General features: G+C 53.8%; 17 protein-coding genes. 14 read left to right on the forward strand and 3 right to left on the reverse strand.

Annotated features, from left to right (window positions below):
- Window positions 1-90 precede the first annotated feature (90 nt).
- The 11 genes from B5F29_RS11210 to B5F29_RS11260 all read left to right on the forward strand — a co-directional run bounded on the left by B5F29_RS11210 (window position 91) and on the right by B5F29_RS11260 (window position 11,126).
- On the forward strand, window positions 91-933 hold the full coding sequence (locus tag B5F29_RS11210; protein WP_087154723.1) for a class I SAM-dependent methyltransferase: 843 nt from the start codon (window positions 91-93) through the stop codon (window positions 931-933).
- Window positions 930-1,874: a nickel ABC transporter permease gene (nikB, locus tag B5F29_RS11215; RefSeq protein WP_087154724.1), complete on the forward strand. Its 945-nt coding sequence runs from the start codon at window positions 930-932 to the stop codon at window positions 1,872-1,874. The genes B5F29_RS11210 and nikB overlap by 4 nt, the downstream gene beginning before the upstream one ends.
- Window positions 1,874-2,725, forward strand: coding sequence for a nickel transporter permease (gene nikC / locus B5F29_RS11220; RefSeq protein ID WP_087154725.1), 852 nt, complete (start codon window positions 1,874-1,876; stop codon window positions 2,723-2,725). Before nikB ends, nikC begins: the two co-directional genes overlap by 1 nt.
- A 1-nt stretch (window position 2,726) precedes the next feature.
- The gene (locus B5F29_RS11225; protein WP_087154726.1) at window positions 2,727-3,518 is read left to right on the forward strand and encodes an ABC transporter ATP-binding protein; all 792 of its coding nucleotides are present in this window, start codon (window positions 2,727-2,729) and stop codon (window positions 3,516-3,518) included.
- A 20-nt stretch (window positions 3,519-3,538) separates the two neighbouring features.
- Complete coding sequence (locus B5F29_RS11230; protein WP_087154727.1) at window positions 3,539-4,246, forward strand: ABC transporter ATP-binding protein; 708 nt, start codon at window positions 3,539-3,541, stop codon at window positions 4,244-4,246.
- Between the two features lie 109 nt (window positions 4,247-4,355).
- Entirely contained in the window at window positions 4,356-5,906 is a 1,551-nt protein-coding gene (locus B5F29_RS11235) for an ABC transporter substrate-binding protein (RefSeq protein WP_087154728.1), read from the forward strand.
- A gap of 109 nt (window positions 5,907-6,015) precedes the next feature.
- Complete coding sequence (locus tag B5F29_RS11240) at window positions 6,016-7,695, forward strand: ABC transporter substrate-binding protein (RefSeq protein ID WP_087154729.1); 1,680 nt, start codon at window positions 6,016-6,018, stop codon at window positions 7,693-7,695.
- Between the two features lie 6 nt (window positions 7,696-7,701).
- Window positions 7,702-8,697: an ABC transporter permease gene (locus B5F29_RS11245; protein WP_087154730.1), complete on the forward strand. Its 996-nt coding sequence runs from the start codon at window positions 7,702-7,704 to the stop codon at window positions 8,695-8,697.
- Window positions 8,694-9,518: an ABC transporter permease gene (locus B5F29_RS11250; protein ID WP_087154731.1), complete on the forward strand. Its 825-nt coding sequence runs from the start codon at window positions 8,694-8,696 to the stop codon at window positions 9,516-9,518. Before B5F29_RS11245 ends, B5F29_RS11250 begins: the two co-directional genes overlap by 4 nt.
- A gap of 40 nt (window positions 9,519-9,558) precedes the next feature.
- Entirely contained in the window at window positions 9,559-10,482 is a 924-nt protein-coding gene (locus B5F29_RS11255; RefSeq protein ID WP_087154732.1) for an ABC transporter ATP-binding protein, read from the forward strand.
- Window positions 10,483-10,523: 41 nt separating this feature from the next.
- On the forward strand, window positions 10,524-11,126 hold the full coding sequence (locus B5F29_RS11260; RefSeq protein WP_087154733.1) for an ABC transporter ATP-binding protein: 603 nt from the start codon (window positions 10,524-10,526) through the stop codon (window positions 11,124-11,126).
- A gap of 98 nt (window positions 11,127-11,224) precedes the next feature.
- Here the strand turns inward: B5F29_RS11260 and B5F29_RS11265 are convergent, their stop codons facing one another.
- Both B5F29_RS11265 and B5F29_RS11270 read right to left on the reverse strand, forming a co-directional pair.
- Window positions 11,225-11,791 carry a biotin transporter BioY gene (locus B5F29_RS11265; protein ID WP_087154734.1) on the reverse strand — a complete coding sequence of 189 codons (567 nt, stop codon included), beginning with the start codon at window positions 11,789-11,791 and terminating at the stop codon, window positions 11,225-11,227.
- Between the two features lie 470 nt (window positions 11,792-12,261).
- Complete coding sequence (locus B5F29_RS11270) at window positions 12,262-12,639, reverse strand: DUF5655 domain-containing protein (protein ID WP_087154735.1); 378 nt, start codon at window positions 12,637-12,639, stop codon at window positions 12,262-12,264.
- Window positions 12,640-12,869: 230 nt separating this feature from the next.
- Here B5F29_RS11270 and B5F29_RS11275 point away from each other — a divergent pair, with 230 nt between their 5' ends.
- Entirely contained in the window at window positions 12,870-13,736 is an 867-nt protein-coding gene (locus B5F29_RS11275) for an NAD(P)/FAD-dependent oxidoreductase (protein ID WP_087154736.1), read from the forward strand.
- Here B5F29_RS11275 and trxA read toward each other — a convergent pair.
- Window positions 13,733-14,044, reverse strand: a complete 312-nt coding sequence (gene trxA, locus B5F29_RS11280) for a thioredoxin (protein WP_087154833.1) — start codon at window positions 14,042-14,044, stop codon at window positions 13,733-13,735. The two genes, B5F29_RS11275 and trxA, sit on opposite strands and share 4 nt — an antisense overlap.
- 105 nt (window positions 14,045-14,149) lie before the next feature.
- On the opposite strand from trxA, the gene B5F29_RS11285 reads away from it, so the two are divergent.
- Together B5F29_RS11285 and B5F29_RS11290 are read left to right on the forward strand one after the other, a co-directional pair.
- A complete protein-coding gene (locus B5F29_RS11285) occupies window positions 14,150-14,932 on the forward strand; it encodes a ZIP family metal transporter (RefSeq protein WP_087154737.1) in 783 nt (260 codons plus the stop codon).
- Between the two features lie 27 nt (window positions 14,933-14,959).
- Complete coding sequence (locus B5F29_RS11290) at window positions 14,960-15,871, forward strand: ketopantoate reductase family protein (RefSeq protein ID WP_087154738.1); 912 nt, start codon at window positions 14,960-14,962, stop codon at window positions 15,869-15,871.
- The last annotated feature ends 36 nt before the right edge of the window (window positions 15,872-15,907 follow it).

The following is a 15,907-nucleotide window of genomic DNA, read 5'->3' on the forward strand; positions in this document are numbered from 1 at the left end:
AAATGGAATGGATACGCAACCCCCCGGCGGGGTTGCGGTATTATTTTCTGGTTCGTATAATAGGTAGCGTAAAGTGAGGTAGAATAAAGTATGAGTAAACAGGGAACAGCAGCCGTCTGTCAGGAAATTTCCGTGACTGTGTGCGGTGATGGCAAAAAAGAAGTTCTGGATGGACTTAAATCATACTGGGGCGTGCGCTCTGAGAGCTATTCCCGTCAGAATGTGGCGGAGATGAACGACTGGCGCAGGGATGTATGGAGAGATATGATCCTGGAATATGCGCCGGAAGGAGAGAGTCTCAAGATCCTGGATGTGGGTACGGGACCCGGCTTTTTTGCCATGAACCTGGCTCTGGCAGGACATCATGTGACAGCCGTGGATGTGACGGAGGAGATGCTCCGACACGCCGAAGAAAATGCGGAGGCATATGGCGCGCAGATCCGTTTCCTTTCCTACGACGGGAAACATCTTCCGCTGGAGTCGGAGAGTTTTGATCTGGTGGTTTCCAGGAATGTGCTCTGGAACATGGAGGATCCCGAAGGCGCTCTGAAAGAGTGGAAAAGGGTGCTTCGTCCGGGCGGACGCATGGTGTATTTTGACGCCAACTGGTATCTGTATCTTTTCGACAAAGAGCAGAAAAAACGCCACGACGCGGCGCATGCCAGATATCATGAACTGTATCCGGGGATTGTCCATGACCAGCTGGGAGGAAAACGGGCAAAATATCTGGAGAATCTGGCAAGAGAACTGCCTCTTTCCAGGAAACACCGTCCGGAATGGGACGCGGAGGCTTTGAGGGAGACAGACCTGGAGCTTGTGGCCCTGATCTCCAATGCGGGTGAACGTGTGTGGGAAGAGTGGGAAAAGGTACACTATGAGGCGACGCCTCTGTTCCAGATCTGCGCGGAGAAAAAGAGCAGGACACAGGTATGAAAAGATATATATTGAAAAGAGTACTGCAGCTGGTTCCGATTTTGTTCGGAATCACGCTGCTGTCTTTTATTCTTATGAATGTAGGAACGGCAGATGTCATCGACGTGATGGAATCTTCCACAGGGAGCGCGCTGACGGAGGAAGAAAAGCAGGAGATGAGAGAAGAACTGGGGCTTGACCGTCCTCTTCCGGAGCAGTATGGGAGATGGCTGCTGCGGGCGCTGCAGGGAGATATGGGAGAGTCCTTCGTATCCGGCCGTCCGGTGTTTCCGGAATTTGTCTCGAAACTCCCGGCGACGATCAGTCTGACTGTTTCATCGGTGCTGGTTACGATCTTGATTTCTGTCCCGCTAGGGATACTGTCGGCAGTGCGGCAGAATCATTTCACAGACTATCTGATCCGTTTCCTGAGCTTTATCGGCAATTCTCTTCCGAACTTTTTCGTATCACTTCTGCTGATCTATTTCTTTTCCCTGAAATTAGGGCTTTTTCCGGTTATGGGCAGCAGCGGGGGATGGAAAAGCATTGTCCTTCCCACTTTGACTCTGGCCATTGCCATGGCGTCAAAGTATACGAGACAAGTCCGGGCGGCGGTCCTGGAAGAACTGAAGAAAGATTACGTGACAGGGGCAAGAGCGAGAGGCGTCAGGGAAAGAAAGATCCTTTTTGGAAGCGTTTTGAAAACATCCATGCTGACGATTATCACGCTGCTGGCGCTTTCTGTCGGATCCCTTCTGGGAGGGACTGCCATCGTAGAATCCATCTTCATGTGGGACGGCGTGGGCAAGATGGCAGTGGACGCCATTGCCATGCGGGACTATCCGGTGATTCAGGCCTACGTGATCTGGATGGCAGTGATCTATGTGGTCATTAACCTGGCCACAGATCTGATCTATCATTATCTGGATCCGCGGATCCGCCTGGGGCAGGAGGAAGCGTGATGGCAGGACGAAAAAGAAAGGCGGGAAGAGCCGCAGGATATAAACTTTTGATCTTTGGAATATTGACTCTCTGTGTCATCTTGATTGCTGTTTTTGCTCCTTATCTGACGCCGTATGATCCTTACGCGCAGGATCTGTCAAATGCGCTGCAGCCTCCGGGGCCGGATCACCTGCTCGGCACGGACCGGTACGGGCGGGATATGCTGTCCAGGGTGATCATGGGGTCCCGGACCACGATCTTTTCTGCGCTGCTTCTGGTGGCAATCATTACTCTGGCAGGCGGTGCGGTAGGGATCGTCTGCGGATATTACGGCGGGAAGCTGGATTCTTTCCTGATGAGAGTCTCGGATGTGTTTCTGGCTTTTCCGGGGATGGTATTTGCCATCGCGGCGGCGAGCGTGTTAAACGGGGGCGTGCTGAATGCGGTGATCGCGCTGGCGTGTATTTCCTGGCCCCGATATGCCCGTATCACCAGGAGCCAGGTGCTGGCTGTGAAGGACGCTCCGTATATTATGGCGGCCAGACTGTCCGGTTCCGGTACGTGGAAAATCATCCGGAAGCATATCATTCCCAATATCGCCGGGCAGGTCATTGTGACCGCGGTTCTGGATATCGGGACGATGATCATGGAGATATCAGGACTTTCTTTCCTGGGGCTGGGAGCGGCTCCGCCCACGGCAGAATGGGGATCCATGATGAGCAACGGAAGAAGCATGCTCCAGACCGCGCCCTGGGTGATCCTTTCGCCGGGATGCGCGATCTTTCTGACGGTTATGGTTTTTAACCTGACCGGAGATACAGTACGGGATTTCCTGGATCCCAGATACCGCGGAAAAAGGAGGAGAGAGTGATATGAGTCAGCCGCTGTTGGATATGAGGCATGTCAGTATCTCCTATGACGGAGAAACAGTTGTCCGGGATGTGTCCCTGCAGATGAATCCCGGAGAGATCCTGGGGATCGTAGGAGAATCCGGCAGCGGGAAGAGCACGCTGCTGCGGTCGGTGATGGGCCTTCTGGGAAGCGGGGGATCGGTCACAGGAGGAGAGATCTTCTATAAGGGGCAGAATATAACTCATAGGAAGGGCGAGGAAGCCCGGAAGCTGAGAGGACCCGGTATGGGCATGATATTCCAGAATACCGGAGCGGCGCTTTGTCCGGTGCGGACGGTAGGAGACCAGCTGTGTGAGTGTGTCCGGGAACATACAGATATGGGCCGGGAGGAGATTCGGGGACAGGCAAAGGAGCTTCTGGGGAAACTGGGCCTTTCCGACGGAGACAGGATCCTGGACAGTTATCCTTTTGAACTGTCCGGGGGAATGAGCCAGAGGGCAGGAATCCTGATGGCGATGATTCTGAAACCGGATCTGTTGCTGGCGGATGAACCTACCAGCGCGCTGGATGTGACGGTACAGAAACAGGCCGTGCGGGAAATGATGCGGATGAGAGATCTGTACGGGACAGGCATCGTGGTCGTCACCCACAACATCGGCGTGGTGGAATATATGGCAGATAAGATCGCGGTAATGTATCAGGGAAAGCTGGTGGAATATGGAGATGCCGGGACGGTGATCCGCAGCCCTCAGGATCCGTATACCAGGAAACTGACGGACGCCGTACTGCGCGTGCGCAGAAGACAGGCCTGACAGGCAGGCCGGGAGGCAGTATGCAGAATATTCTGGAAGCAAAAGATCTGAAAAAAGTATTTTATAAAAACAGAGTGCCTTTTGAAGCGGTGGACGGAGTATCCTTCCATATCGGAAAAGGCGAATGTCTGGGACTGGCGGGAGAAAGCGGATGCGGAAAAAGCACCATCGCAAAGATCATAACCCGTCTGATCATGCCTGAGGAGGGAAGCGTCCGTCTGGACGGAAAAGTACAGATGGTATTTCAGACACCGCAGGATTCCTTTGACCCCAGGCGCACGCTGGGAGACGGAATCATGGAGGGTATGTGCAATCAGGGAATGGGAAAGAAGCAGGCAAAGGAAAGGGCCTGTGAGATGCTGGATCTGGTGGAACTGGACAGAAGATTTTTTTACAGATATCCCCATGAAGCAAGCGGAGGAGAATGCCAGCGGGCGGCGATCGCCAGGGCGCTGGCAGTAGAACCTCAGCTGCTGATCTGCGATGAAGCGACCAGCGCGCTGGACGTGACCGTACAGGCACAAATTGCCGCGCTTCTGAAACGCCTTCAGGAAGAGAACGGCATGTCTCTTCTGCTGATCAGCCATGATCTTGCGTTGGTGCAGTATCTTTGCAGCCGGGTACTGATCATGTATCAGGGAAAGATCATAGAGGAGGGCATTCCGGATGAGGTGATCCAGAATCCCAGGGAATCTTATACCAGACTGCTGGTAGAAGCTATATTGTGATGATACCAGGGTCAAAAGGCCGGAAATCCGATGCAAGCTTGCCTGCAGGAGGATTTTCGGCCTTGGGACCCCAACATCATTGTAATGAAAAGCATGGAGGAATATATCGATGAAAAAAAGATCCGGTATTTTGACCGTCTGTCTTCTGGCTGTCTGCCTTTTGTCCGGCTGCGGTTCGCCGGAGCAGGGGACAGCGGAGAGCACGGGCGAAAAGGTGTTTTATTACGGCGATACCACGTTTAACGCGGAAAATGACGAGAAAGACGTCAATCCGCATAATGGTTATTCCGGATGGGCGTGCATCCGGTACGGGATTGGGGAAACTTTATTCAAGTATTCTGATTCCATGGAACTGGAACCGTGGCTGGCCACGGGGTATGAACTGGTGGACGAAAATACCTGGGTCGTCACGCTGCGGGACGGAGTGACATTTACCAGTGGAAGAGCCATGGACGCGGAGGCGGTAAAGGAATGCCTGGATCACCTGGTCGAGGTGCATGAACGCGCGAAAGGAGATCTGAAGATCCGGGAGATTACAGCAGACGGACAGACGCTGACGATCCGCACGCAGGAGCCGGTCCCGGCGTTGATGAATTATTTGGCCGACCCTTATGGCTGCATCATCGATATGCAGGCGGGCATCACCGAAGACGGGAATGTGTCGGGCACGGGCCCGTACCGTGCGACAGAAGTGGAGACGGACGTGGGACTGACACTGGTGAAAAACGAGAATTTCTGGAACGGGACGCCCAAACTGGATACGATCTACGTCCGGACGATCACGGACGGCGATACGATGACGATGGCCATGCAGACCGGAGAACTGGACGCGGCATACGGACTCCCTTATTCCAGTCTGTCCCTGTTCGCAAATGATCCTTATACCATCTCTTCCGTGGAGACGTCCAGATCGTTTTTCGCGCAGATGAACTACGCGACGGAGGCGCTGCAGGATCCCAATGTGCGTGCGGCCATTGCCGGGGCCATTGATAAAGAGGGATTCACACAGGTATTGCTGGAAGGCAACGGAAGCGCGGCCAATGGGCCGTTTCCGGAGAGCTTCGCGTTCGGCGATGCTTCTGTGACTGCGCAGCCTTATGATCCGGAGGAATCCAGAAGGCTCCTGGCCGCTTCCGGATGGACTGATACGGACGGCGACGGCTATGTGGACAAGGACGGCGAGATCCTCTCGATCCGCTGGCTGACTTATCCCAGCAGACAGGAGCTGCCGCTTCTGGCAGAGAGCGTACAGGCGTCGCTGAAAGAGATCGGTATCCTGGTAGAGGTGAACTGTACCGCCAATCATCTGGATTTTATCGAAAACGGTGAATGGGACATCTATGCGAGCGCTTTTGTCTGCGCCCCCACCGGAGACCCGGAATATTTCTTTACCACTCACTGCCTGGATGATTCTACCAAGAACCGGGGCGGATATCACAGCGACCGGCTGGAAGAACTGGAAGAGCAGATGAGCGGCACCTTCGACCCCGAGGAACGCGCGGTGCTGGCTACGAAGATGACGCAGACGATCCTGGACGACAACGCATTTGTCTTTGCTTCCCATCTGAAGATGTCGATCGTTTCAGGAGAAGGGGTAACCGGACTGACGGCGCATCCTTGCGATTATTATGAGATCACGGTAGATCTGGATAAAAACTGAATCAGTTATGGCTTCATTCTGACTTGGAATGGCCGGAATCCCCCACCGGGGCTTGTGATGAAAAAAGCGGATTGCTACACTCTTGTCAAACTTATGAAGGAGGGAGATTATGAAGAGAAAAGCAGCCGCTTTTTTGTGCGCGGTGATATGGGTTTCAGGTGTATTTGCAGGATGCGGCCGGGGAGAGGTCGGGACACAGGAGACACAGCAGACGCAGACAGCGGATACGCAGGAGGGCGGAGATGAGACGGATGCCCAGGGGGCAGCGGCAGAAGAGACCGCAGTGAAGGACGAGGTCGTCGTCACCATGCCGCCCACATCGGAGCCCTCTTCCGGATTTGATCCGGCGTACGGATGGGGAGCGGGAGAGCATGTGCATGAACCGCTGATCCAGAGCACATTGACCGTGACCACGCAGGATCTCCAGATCGATACCGATCTGGCGACGGAATACAGTGTGAGCGGGGACGGCCTGACCTGGACCGTGAAGATCCGTGACGATGTGAAATTTACGGACGGAGAGCCGCTGACGGCGGAGGATGTGGCGTTTACATACAATAACTGCAAAGAAAAGAGCTCGGTCAACGATTTTACCATGATGGAAGAAGCGGTGGCAGTGGACGATACGACGGTGGAATTTCATATGACGAGGCCTTACTCCATCTGGCCGTACACCATGGCGATCGTGGGAATCGTCCCGGAGCATGCGTATGCTGAGAACTACGGGATGAACCCCATCGGCTCCGGCCGTTATATCATGGCGCAGTGGGATCAGGGCCAGCAGGTGATCTTTGAGGCTAACCCGGATTATTACGGGGAAGAGCCGAAGATCAAAAAAGTGACGGTGCTGTTCATGGAAGAAGATGCGGCGCTGGCGGCAGCCATGGCGGGACAGGTGGACGTGGCGCACACGGCGGCCTCTTACAGCGACCAGGAGATAGACGGATACGGGCTGCTGAGCGTCCAGACGGTGGACAACCGCGGCTTCAATCTCCCGTGTACGGAACCGGAGGAAGCAGACGGGATCGTATATGGGAACGCGTTTACTTCGGACGTAAATGTGAGACGGGCTATCAATATCGGCATTGACCGCCAGGAGATGATCGACAATGTGCTGAACGGTTATGGTATGGCGGCGTACAGCGTATGCGACAAGATGCCGTGGTACAACAGTGGCGCCGAGGTGGAATATGACCTGGAAGAAGCGAAAAGGATCCTGGACGAAGCAGGATGGACGGAAGGCAGCGACGGAATCCGTGAGAAGGACGGCGTGCGCGCAGAGTTTACGCTGATGTTCAGTACCGGCGATTCTGTCCGTCAGGCTCTTGCGGAGGATACGGCCAACCAGCTCCGGGAGCTGGGCATCGAAGTGACGACAGAAGGCGTGGGCTGGGACGTGGCTTATGACCGCGCGCAGTCGGACCCTCTGGTATGGGGCTGGGGAGCGCATACGCCGATGGAACTGTACAATATTTACCATACGCTTTCCGATACGGGAATCGGTCTGGCAGAGTATTCGCCGTACGGCAACGAGACCGTGGACGCTTATATGGACGCGGCCCTGGAGGCAGACTCCCTGGAAGAGTCGTATGAGCTGTGGCAGCAGGCCCAGTGGGACGGCACGACCGGCGTCACGCAGGACGGAGATATCCCGTGGATCTGGCTGTGCAATGTGGATCATCTGTATTTTGTGAGGGACGGCCTTCAGGTTGCGGAGCAGAAAATCCATCCGCACGGCCACGGCTGGTCCATCGTAAACAACGTAGATCAGTGGTCCTGGGAAGGGTAAGCGGATATGAACAGACGATGGCCTGTTTTTCTGTTAAAAAATCTGGTGCGGATGACCTTGCTGGTCATCTGCATCAGTATTGTTACGTTTGGGCTGATGAAAGCTTCCCCGGTAGACCCTCTGCAGGCGAATGTGGGTCAGGCGGCCCTGGGAAGCATGAGCCAGGAACAGAGGGAAAAGCTGGAAGAGTATTGGGGCGTGAATACGTCCCCGGTGGAACAATATCTGTCGTGGGCAGGAGATTTTATCCGGGGAGATATGGGTACTTCCCTGCTTTACCGCCAGCCGGTGACGAGGGTGATCGCGGTCAAACTGTCCAATTCGCTGTTTTTGATGGTGATGGCCTGGATATTGTCCGGAATCCTGGGGTTTGCCCTGGGCGCTCTGGCCGGTATGAACCAGGGCAGGCTGGTCGATAAATGCATCAAAGGATACTGCCTGGTGATCTCCAGTACGCCGGCTTTCTGGCTGGCGCTGCTTCTGCTGATGGTCTTCGCCGTCTGGCTGGGATGGTTCCCCATAGGCCTGAGCGTTCCCATCGGAGTGGAGGCCAGCGGGGTGACTCTGGCGGACCGGATCTACCATGCGGTGCTCCCGGCGCTTACGCTCAGTATTACGGGAATCTCCAATATTGCGCTGCATACCAGGGAGAAGATGATCGAGGTCATGGGAAGCGACTATATTCTTTTTGCAAGGATGCGGGGGGAGAAAGGTCTCAGACTGCTCCGGCGCTATGCTCTGCGCGGAGTCCTGCTCCCTGCGGTTACGCTCCATTTCGCGTCGATCAGCGAGATATTCGGCGGCTCCGTGCTGGTGGAGCAGGTCTTTTCCTATCCCGGCCTGGGGCAGGCGGCGGTTGCGGCGGGTCTGGGAAGCGACATGCCGCTTCTGATGGCGATCACGATTGTCAGCGCGCTGTTTGTTTTCGGAGGAAATCTGGCCGCCAATATTCTGTATGGGGTCATTGATCCCCGGATACGGAGAGGGGGGACGGCAGAATGAAAATGGGCAACCGCAGAATCCGGGTGCTGGCAGGACTGGGCTTTTCACTTACCTTTCTTGCGGTGGTATGCATATGGGGCAGCCTGAGCACAGAAACTGCCAGAGTGACGGATTTTTCCCGTGTGAATATCCCGCCCTGCCTCCGGTATCCCTTCGGAACGGACTGGCTGGGCAGAGACATGCTGGCGCGGACATTGAAGGGGCTTTCCATGAGCATATGGATCGGAATCCTCTCCGCGGCGGTCAGCGCGGCCGTAGCCCTGGTTCTGGGGATCACATCCGCCACGATGGGAAAGGCGGCGGACAGCGTGATCAGTTTCCTGATCGACCTGATCATGGGAGTGCCGCATATCCTGCTGCTGATCCTGATATCCGTGGCTCTGGGAAAGGGTCTGCGGGGTGTGATCATCGGTGTGTCCCTGACCCACTGGCCTTCTCTTGCGCGTCTGATCCGCGCGGAAGTCATCCAGCTGAGGGAAAGCCCTTATATCCAGATCGCCCGCAGGCTGGGAAAAGGCAGATGGTATATCGCGGGAAAACATATGCTTCCCCATCTTATCCCCCAGTTTATCGTCGGACTGGTGCTGCTCTTTCCTCATGCCATCCTGCATGAATCCAGCGTTACTTTTTTAGGGTTCGGCCTTTCTACGGAACAGCCCGCCATCGGCATCGTCCTTTCGGAAGCCATGAAGTACCTGGTGACGGGAAAATGGTGGCTGGCTCTCTTCCCGGGGCTCCTGCTGGTATTTACAGTCGTCATGTTCTACGTGATGGGCGAGAGCCTGAGAAAACTGCTGGATCCGAACAGCGTGCATCAGTAGGCGCATGATCCGGGATATTACGGGAGGAGGACAGACCAAGATGAAAGTTCCGGTTCTGAAAATCGAACATATGAATATATCGTTTACACAGTACGACAGAGGCATGCGTCAGGTGGAGCTTCCTACGATCCGGGATCTTAATGTGGAAGTGCATGAAGGCGAAATCGTGGCGGTAGTAGGCTCCAGCGGATCGGGGAAAAGTCTTCTTGCCCACGGCGTGATGGGCGTCCTGCCTTATAACGCGTCCATGGGAGGAAAGATCGTTTATCGCGGAGAAGAACTGACCGCGGACCGGATCGCGCGTCTCCGGGGAAATGAGATTGTCCTGGTGCCGCAGAGTCTTTCTTATCTGAACCCGTTCGCGAAGGTGGGATACCAGATCAGAAAAGGCCGGAAAGACGCGCAGACCAGGCAGAGACTGGATGATATATTCAAAAGATATGACTTAAAAAAAGAAGTGGAGGATCTGTATCCGTTTGAACTGTCGGGAGGCATGAACCGGCGGGTGCTGATCGCCACGGCCATGATCGAGAATCCCCGACTGGTGATCGCGGACGAACCCACGCCGGGGCTGGATCTGAAGGTGGCCAAACGCGCCATGCGGCATTTTCGGGAACTGGCGGATATGGGAGCCGCAGTGCTGATCATCACGCACGATCTGGAGCTGGCCCTGGAGACGGTGGACCGGATTGCCGTCTTTTATGCGGGCACCACCATAGAAGAAGCCGGGGTCGGAGATTTTGAGAAAGAAGAAACACTTCGCCATCCTTATACAAAGGCGTTGTGGCGGGCCATGCCGAAAAACGGATTCCAGTTCATACCGGGCAGCCAGCCTTATGTGAAAAATATGCCGGAAGGATGTCCGTTCATGCCCAGGTGCGGACAATGCACGGAAGCCTGCCGGGGGCAGATTCCTTATAAAGAAATACGGGGAGGCAGGGTGCGCTGCCTGTATGCGGAATGAACCCGGCTTCTGATCCCCGGACAGGATATGGAGAATAGGATATGACACTGGAGATAAAAAATGTTTCTTACCAGTATGAAGAAAAAGGACGGCAGATCCTGGACCATTTCAGCCTGAGCATAGACAGCCGGGAAAGAGTCGGTCTGGAGGCCCCCAGCGGCTTTGGGAAAACGACCCTGTGCAAACTGCTGTCCGGATATCTGGAGCCGGACGAGGGGGAGATCCTGCTGGACGGCAGGCCGCTGTCTTCTTACAAAGGGTACTGTCCGGTGCAGATGATCTGGCAGCAGCCGGAATTTGCGGTTAATCCGAGACTGCGCATGAAAGAAGTGATCCTGGAAGGAGACCAGGTGGAAGAGCGGATTGTGCGGGAACTGGGGATTGAAGACGACTGGATGAGGCGTTTCCCGGGAGAGCTTTCGGGAGGGGAGCTGCAGAGATTCAGCATCGCGCGGGCGCTGGGAAAGAGGACATGTTTCCTGCTGGCAGACGAGATATCCACCATGCTGGATCTGATTACTCAGAGTCAGATCTGGGATTTTCTTCTGAGAGAGACAGAGCAGAGAGAGATCGGCCTGGTGGCGGTGAGCCACGACCGGGAACTGCTAGACCGCATATGTACCAGGGTTGTGCGGCTGTCCTGAAAGAACTGAACACAGAGCAGACGTAACAGATGCAATACACCCCGAGGAGATTCCGGTCTCATATCAATACACCGGAATCGTCTCGAGGTTTTTGACTTTTACAGGATTGTGATCCCGGCGCGATTCATGGTTTTTCTGAGGATCAGAGCGGCCACCAGGGCTCCGGCCACAGACAGGACGTCCTTGATCAGATAGGGCAGGGAAACCAGAAGAAAAGCCTGCCATACACCGCAGTCTGCCACTATGGAATAGTGGACGGCGCCCAGAAGGTGGCATATTGCCAGCCCCAGAAGACCGGAAAGAAATGCTGCCGCAGGATGATGCGCGCGGGAGCCGAGTCCGCAGGCCAGAGCCAGAGGAAGAAAACCATAGAGAAATCCTCCGGTGAATCCGAAGATCCGCCCGATTCCGGCAGTCATGCCTGTGAATACGGGCAAGCCGATGATGCCTAACAGCAGATAAAGAGCTACACAGAGCGTCCCCCTTCTGGCCCCGAGCACATATCCGCAGAGGGAGACGGCAAAAGTCTGGAGCGTGACCGGTACGCCGGAGGGCATGGGGATCTGAAGGATGGACAGTACGGCGAGGACAGCAGTAAACATGCCGGTTATGGCGAGCGCCTGTACCGATGTGCGGGAACCTGCCGCAGATGAAGAGAATGTCATAGTAAATACCTTCTTTCTTTGGTACCGGAAAAGATTGCCGGTGTATGTTATGGAGTCAGTATAACTAAAATATCAACCAATGTCAATAATTGGTTGACAATCATAACAACATGTATGAACGCCGCAGACGGGAGAAAATATGTTTGCAGAGAAGGAGGCGCGGCCTTTGCGATCATTGTACTGGGCGCGCCTCTGTTTCTGCATCTTCTGTTCAAAGGAGGGAAGCAGAAATGCTGAGTGTAGAGAATCTGCAGTTTCATTATCAGGGCGGGCCGAAGGTTCTGAAGAAGATCAATTTCACACTGGAGGTCGGAGAATTTCTGGCGATTCTGGGGGATGGCGGATCCGGAAAAAGCGGGAAATCTGTGCGTCTGGTGTCAAAGCCAAAGCCCGAGGGCATGACAAAGGAGGTTTGCTGTGTAAATTATGAAGCGGTAGTTGGCGTGAAAACAGTGAAATCGAGGTGCCTTTCACTTGTTTTCCGCAAACCGGTATGCGTCGTCGACCCATCCAAGCAGTTCCTGATCGATATTTTCTGTTTTTTCAATCACAATGTGGGTTGTCCACCGTCCGGGATAAGGCTCCGTTTTGACCGCTGCGCGGGGCGATTCCAATGGGTAGGACAACCCCAGTGTGATTACCAGATATGGATTCGGCAATTCTTTCTTTTTTCTTACACGAAGAAAAGAAGCGCAGGCGAAGATATGCCTGTTTGTAAATGTAATTTGTGTTTTCTGCACTTTGATTTTTGTATCCGGATATCGTTTTAATACTGCCTCCGAAAAAGTTTCATATAACGGCAGCGCATCCGGCTGCTGTTCAAAAAACATCAGAGTATCGGCATCCATTTATCTTCATCCTCCAATAAAAATATTCCGATTTTCTATTTTAAAGTATAGCATAAATCCTGTGAGTGTATCCATACTATTTCCGTCTCCGGCGTTGAAAGATGCCCCCTGTACATAACATGAAACTTAGGGTATAATGTTCATATGCCAATGAGCAGTGCGGAATCGAGCGTGCACTGCGGGGAAAACCTGCCGGTGCGATAATATGACAGAAACAGGGAGAAAAATAGATGGCGGATGTGATCGTGATTGGCTCCGGACCGGCCGGAGTCTCTGCTTCGCTGTACACAGCGAGGGGCGGTCTTGCGACCAGAGTGATTTCCAAAGGAAGCGGAGCTCTGGGTAAGACGGACAAGATACAGAATTATTATGGATTTCCGGATCTGATCTCGGGAGAGGAACTGGAACGGAACGGGATCGAGGGCGCGAAAAAAGTCGGCGTAGAATTTCTGGATGCGGAAGTTCTGAGTCTTGGATATGAGGAAAAATTGACCGTGGAGACCACAAAGGGAGTTTTTGCCGCAGATTATGTGGTGCTTGCCACCGGAGTGCAGAGAAAGACGGCAAAGATTCCGGGACTTCGGGAGCTGGAAGGAAAAGGCGTCAGTTACTGTGCAATCTGCGATGCGTTCTTTTACCGTCAGAAGCCGGTTGCAGTGTTGGGAAGCGGAGAATACGCTCTTCATGAAGCGGAAGTACTGCTTCCCACATCGTCTTCCGTGACGCTTCTGACCGACGGCGCGGAACTGACTGCGGATTTTCCGGAAGAGATCACGGTGATTGACAAGAAAATTCAGAAGATTGAAGGAACAGACTGCGTAGAATCTGTGTCCTTTAAGGATGGAAGTCAGGTCAGGATATCCGGCGTATTTGTTGCGTACGGGACAGCCGGAGGAAGCGATCTGGCGAAAAAAATCGGCGCGCAGACAGAAGATAATCATGTGGTGACAGATGAGAAAATGAGAACCACGGTTCCCGGACTTTATGCTGCAGGAGACTGCAACGGAGGCATGCTCCAGATCGCGAAAGCGGTCTACGAGGGTGCCGTCGCGGGAACCGATATTGTGAAACAGGCGAGAAAACAGGCAGGAGTTTAGAGTCCAAGCTCCTGCTTGATCATCTGTTTCGGCATATTTCCCATGGTTCGTGCGGAAACTTGTCCGTTTTTAAATAAAATCAATGTGGGGATGCTCATGACCTGGTAGTCCTGTGCCAGAGACATCTCCTCGTCAATGTTGATTTTGCAGACTTTCAGTTCCGGCATCTCGTCCGCAATCTGCTGAATCGTAGGCGCGAGCATCTTGCATGGAACGCACCAGGATGCCCAGAAATCTACCAGGACAGGTTTTGAAGACTGCAGTACTTCCTGTCGGAAATTATCTTTGGTTATAGTCGTTATAGTTATATTCATAATGAAAGACTCCTTTCTGGATATTAATATATTTTATTATAGTTTATCTTTAAAAGATTGCAAGGGCAGTAACAAATGTTACGCGAAAGGATGGAATGTATGACTTTAGAGGTTTTTCGAGGATTAATGATTCCCTTTTTGGGGACTGCGCTGGGAGCAGGCTGTGTTTTTTTCATGAAAGGGAATATGAACCGGCTGGTGCAGAAAGCTCTGACCGGATTTGCAGCCGGGGTGATGGTCGCAGCTTCCATCTGGAGCCTTCTGATTCCTGCCATGGATCAGGCGGAGGGGATGGGAAAGCTGGCATTTGTACCGGCGGCAGCAGGATTCTGGCTGGGAATCCTTTTTCTGCTTTTGCTGGATCATATTGTGCCTCATCTGCATATGAACTGCGATCAGGCAGAGGGTCCGTGCACACAGCTGAAAAAGACGACAATGCTGGTATTGGCGGTCACTCTGCATAATATTCCGGAAGGAATGGCGGTGGGAGTGGTGTATGCAGGCTGGATGGCCGGTGAGGCAGAATTAAGCCTTATGGGCGCGCTGGCGTTGTCTCTGGGCATTGCGATTCAGAATTTCCCGGAGGGAGCGATCATTTCCATGCCGCTTCGTTCTGAGGGAGTTGGAAAAGGGAGAGCGTTTCTTTACGGCGCTCTTTCCGGGATCGTGGAGCCGGCTGGAGCATTTCTCACAATAATGGCAGCAGGGATAGTGGTTCCGGCACTCCCGTACCTGCTCAGCTTCGCGGCCGGAGCCATGATGTATGTGGTAGTGGAAGAACTGATTCCGGAGATGTCGGAGGGAGAACATTCCAATATCGGTCCGGTGCTTTTCGCGCTGGGATTTACAGTGATGATGGCGCTTGATGTGGCGTTGGGATAGGATGATATGACAGGAGGGATAAGTGAAATGATTCAGAAGATCGGAATCGTCGGCCTGGGAGCGCTGGGTATTATGTATGCGGAATTGTTCCAGGATGCTCTGGGGAAAGGACATGTGTATGTGATCGCGGACAGGGATCGGATACAGCGTTACCAGAAAGACGGTGTGTATGCCAATGGGGAACGCTGCGATTTCCTCTATATGGATGCCGGTGAAGCAGAAGAGATGGACCTTCTGATCTTTGCCACAAAATATCACGGACTTGCAGATGCTGCAGGAAACGCGGCAAAAGCGTGCGGGAAGGATACGATTGTCTTGTCGGTACTCAACGGGGTTACCTCGGAAGAAGTGCTGGAGCAGATCCTGCATCCGGCGCATCTGCTGTACTGTACCGTACAGGGTATGGATGCCACCCGTACCGGAAACCAACTGACTTATACCCGGGCGGGGTCCATTGCTTTCGGAGAAAAAGAAAATGGACGGACAGAAGCTACCGCGCGTCTGGAAGAATTATTTCTCCAGACCGGTATTCCATATGTGATCCCGGATGATATTATTCATCAGCAGTGGAGCAAATGGATGCTGAATGTGGGCGTCAATCAGGTCTGTGCCGTATGCGGCATCAGCTACGGCGGAGTCCAACAGGAGGGAGAGCACCGGGACGCCATGCTGGCAGCTATGGAGGAAGCGAGACAGGCCGCGTGCGCGGAGGGCATCCCTCTGACCACGGCAGAGATCCGGGAATGGGTGAAACTGATCGATTCTCTTTCTCCGGAAGGAGAGCCGTCCATGAGACAGGATACCAGAGAAGGACGGCCGACAGAAGTGGATCTGTTCGCGGGACTGGTCTGCAGCCTGGGCAGAAAGCATGGACTGGATACACCACAGAACGACCATTTTTATGAAGTACTGACCGGACATCCGTTTGACGGACAGTAAAAATCCGCCTCCGGAAAACCGGAGGCGGGGCAGAAG

Origin of the sequence: Lachnoclostridium sp. An196 (assembly GCF_002160135.1) — a bacterium.
GTDB lineage: Bacteria > Bacillota > Clostridia > Lachnospirales > Lachnospiraceae > Hominiventricola > Hominiventricola avistercoris.

Excerpts from the sequence above, each read along its gene's own strand:
- B5F29_RS11210 (WP_087154723.1), top strand. The coding sequence starts at position 91 with ATGAGTAAACAGGGAACAGCAGCCGTCTGTCAGGAAATTTCCGTGACT.
- nikB (WP_087154724.1), top strand. The coding sequence starts at position 930 with ATGAAAAGATATATATTGAAAAGAGTACTGCAGCTGGTTCCGATTTTG.
- nikC (WP_087154725.1), top strand. The coding sequence starts at position 1,874 with ATGGCAGGACGAAAAAGAAAGGCGGGAAGAGCCGCAGGATATAAACTT.
- B5F29_RS11225 (WP_087154726.1), top strand. The coding sequence starts at position 2,727 with ATGAGTCAGCCGCTGTTGGATATGAGGCATGTCAGTATCTCCTATGAC.
- B5F29_RS11230 (WP_087154727.1), top strand. The coding sequence starts at position 3,539 with ATGCAGAATATTCTGGAAGCAAAAGATCTGAAAAAAGTATTTTATAAA.
- B5F29_RS11235 (WP_087154728.1), top strand. The coding sequence starts at position 4,356 with ATGAAAAAAAGATCCGGTATTTTGACCGTCTGTCTTCTGGCTGTCTGC.
- B5F29_RS11240 (WP_087154729.1), top strand. The coding sequence starts at position 6,016 with ATGAAGAGAAAAGCAGCCGCTTTTTTGTGCGCGGTGATATGGGTTTCA.
- B5F29_RS11245 (WP_087154730.1), top strand. The coding sequence starts at position 7,702 with ATGAACAGACGATGGCCTGTTTTTCTGTTAAAAAATCTGGTGCGGATG.
- B5F29_RS11250 (WP_087154731.1), top strand. The coding sequence starts at position 8,694 with ATGAAAATGGGCAACCGCAGAATCCGGGTGCTGGCAGGACTGGGCTTT.
- B5F29_RS11255 (WP_087154732.1), top strand. The coding sequence starts at position 9,559 with ATGAAAGTTCCGGTTCTGAAAATCGAACATATGAATATATCGTTTACA.
- B5F29_RS11260 (WP_087154733.1), top strand. The coding sequence starts at position 10,524 with ATGACACTGGAGATAAAAAATGTTTCTTACCAGTATGAAGAAAAAGGA.
- B5F29_RS11265 (WP_087154734.1), bottom strand. The coding sequence starts at position 11,791 with ATGACATTCTCTTCATCTGCGGCAGGTTCCCGCACATCGGTACAGGCG.
- B5F29_RS11270 (WP_087154735.1), bottom strand. The coding sequence starts at position 12,639 with ATGGATGCCGATACTCTGATGTTTTTTGAACAGCAGCCGGATGCGCTG.
- B5F29_RS11275 (WP_087154736.1), top strand. The coding sequence starts at position 12,870 with ATGGCGGATGTGATCGTGATTGGCTCCGGACCGGCCGGAGTCTCTGCT.
- B5F29_RS11285 (WP_087154737.1), top strand. The coding sequence starts at position 14,150 with ATGACTTTAGAGGTTTTTCGAGGATTAATGATTCCCTTTTTGGGGACT.
- B5F29_RS11290 (WP_087154738.1), top strand. The coding sequence starts at position 14,960 with ATGATTCAGAAGATCGGAATCGTCGGCCTGGGAGCGCTGGGTATTATG.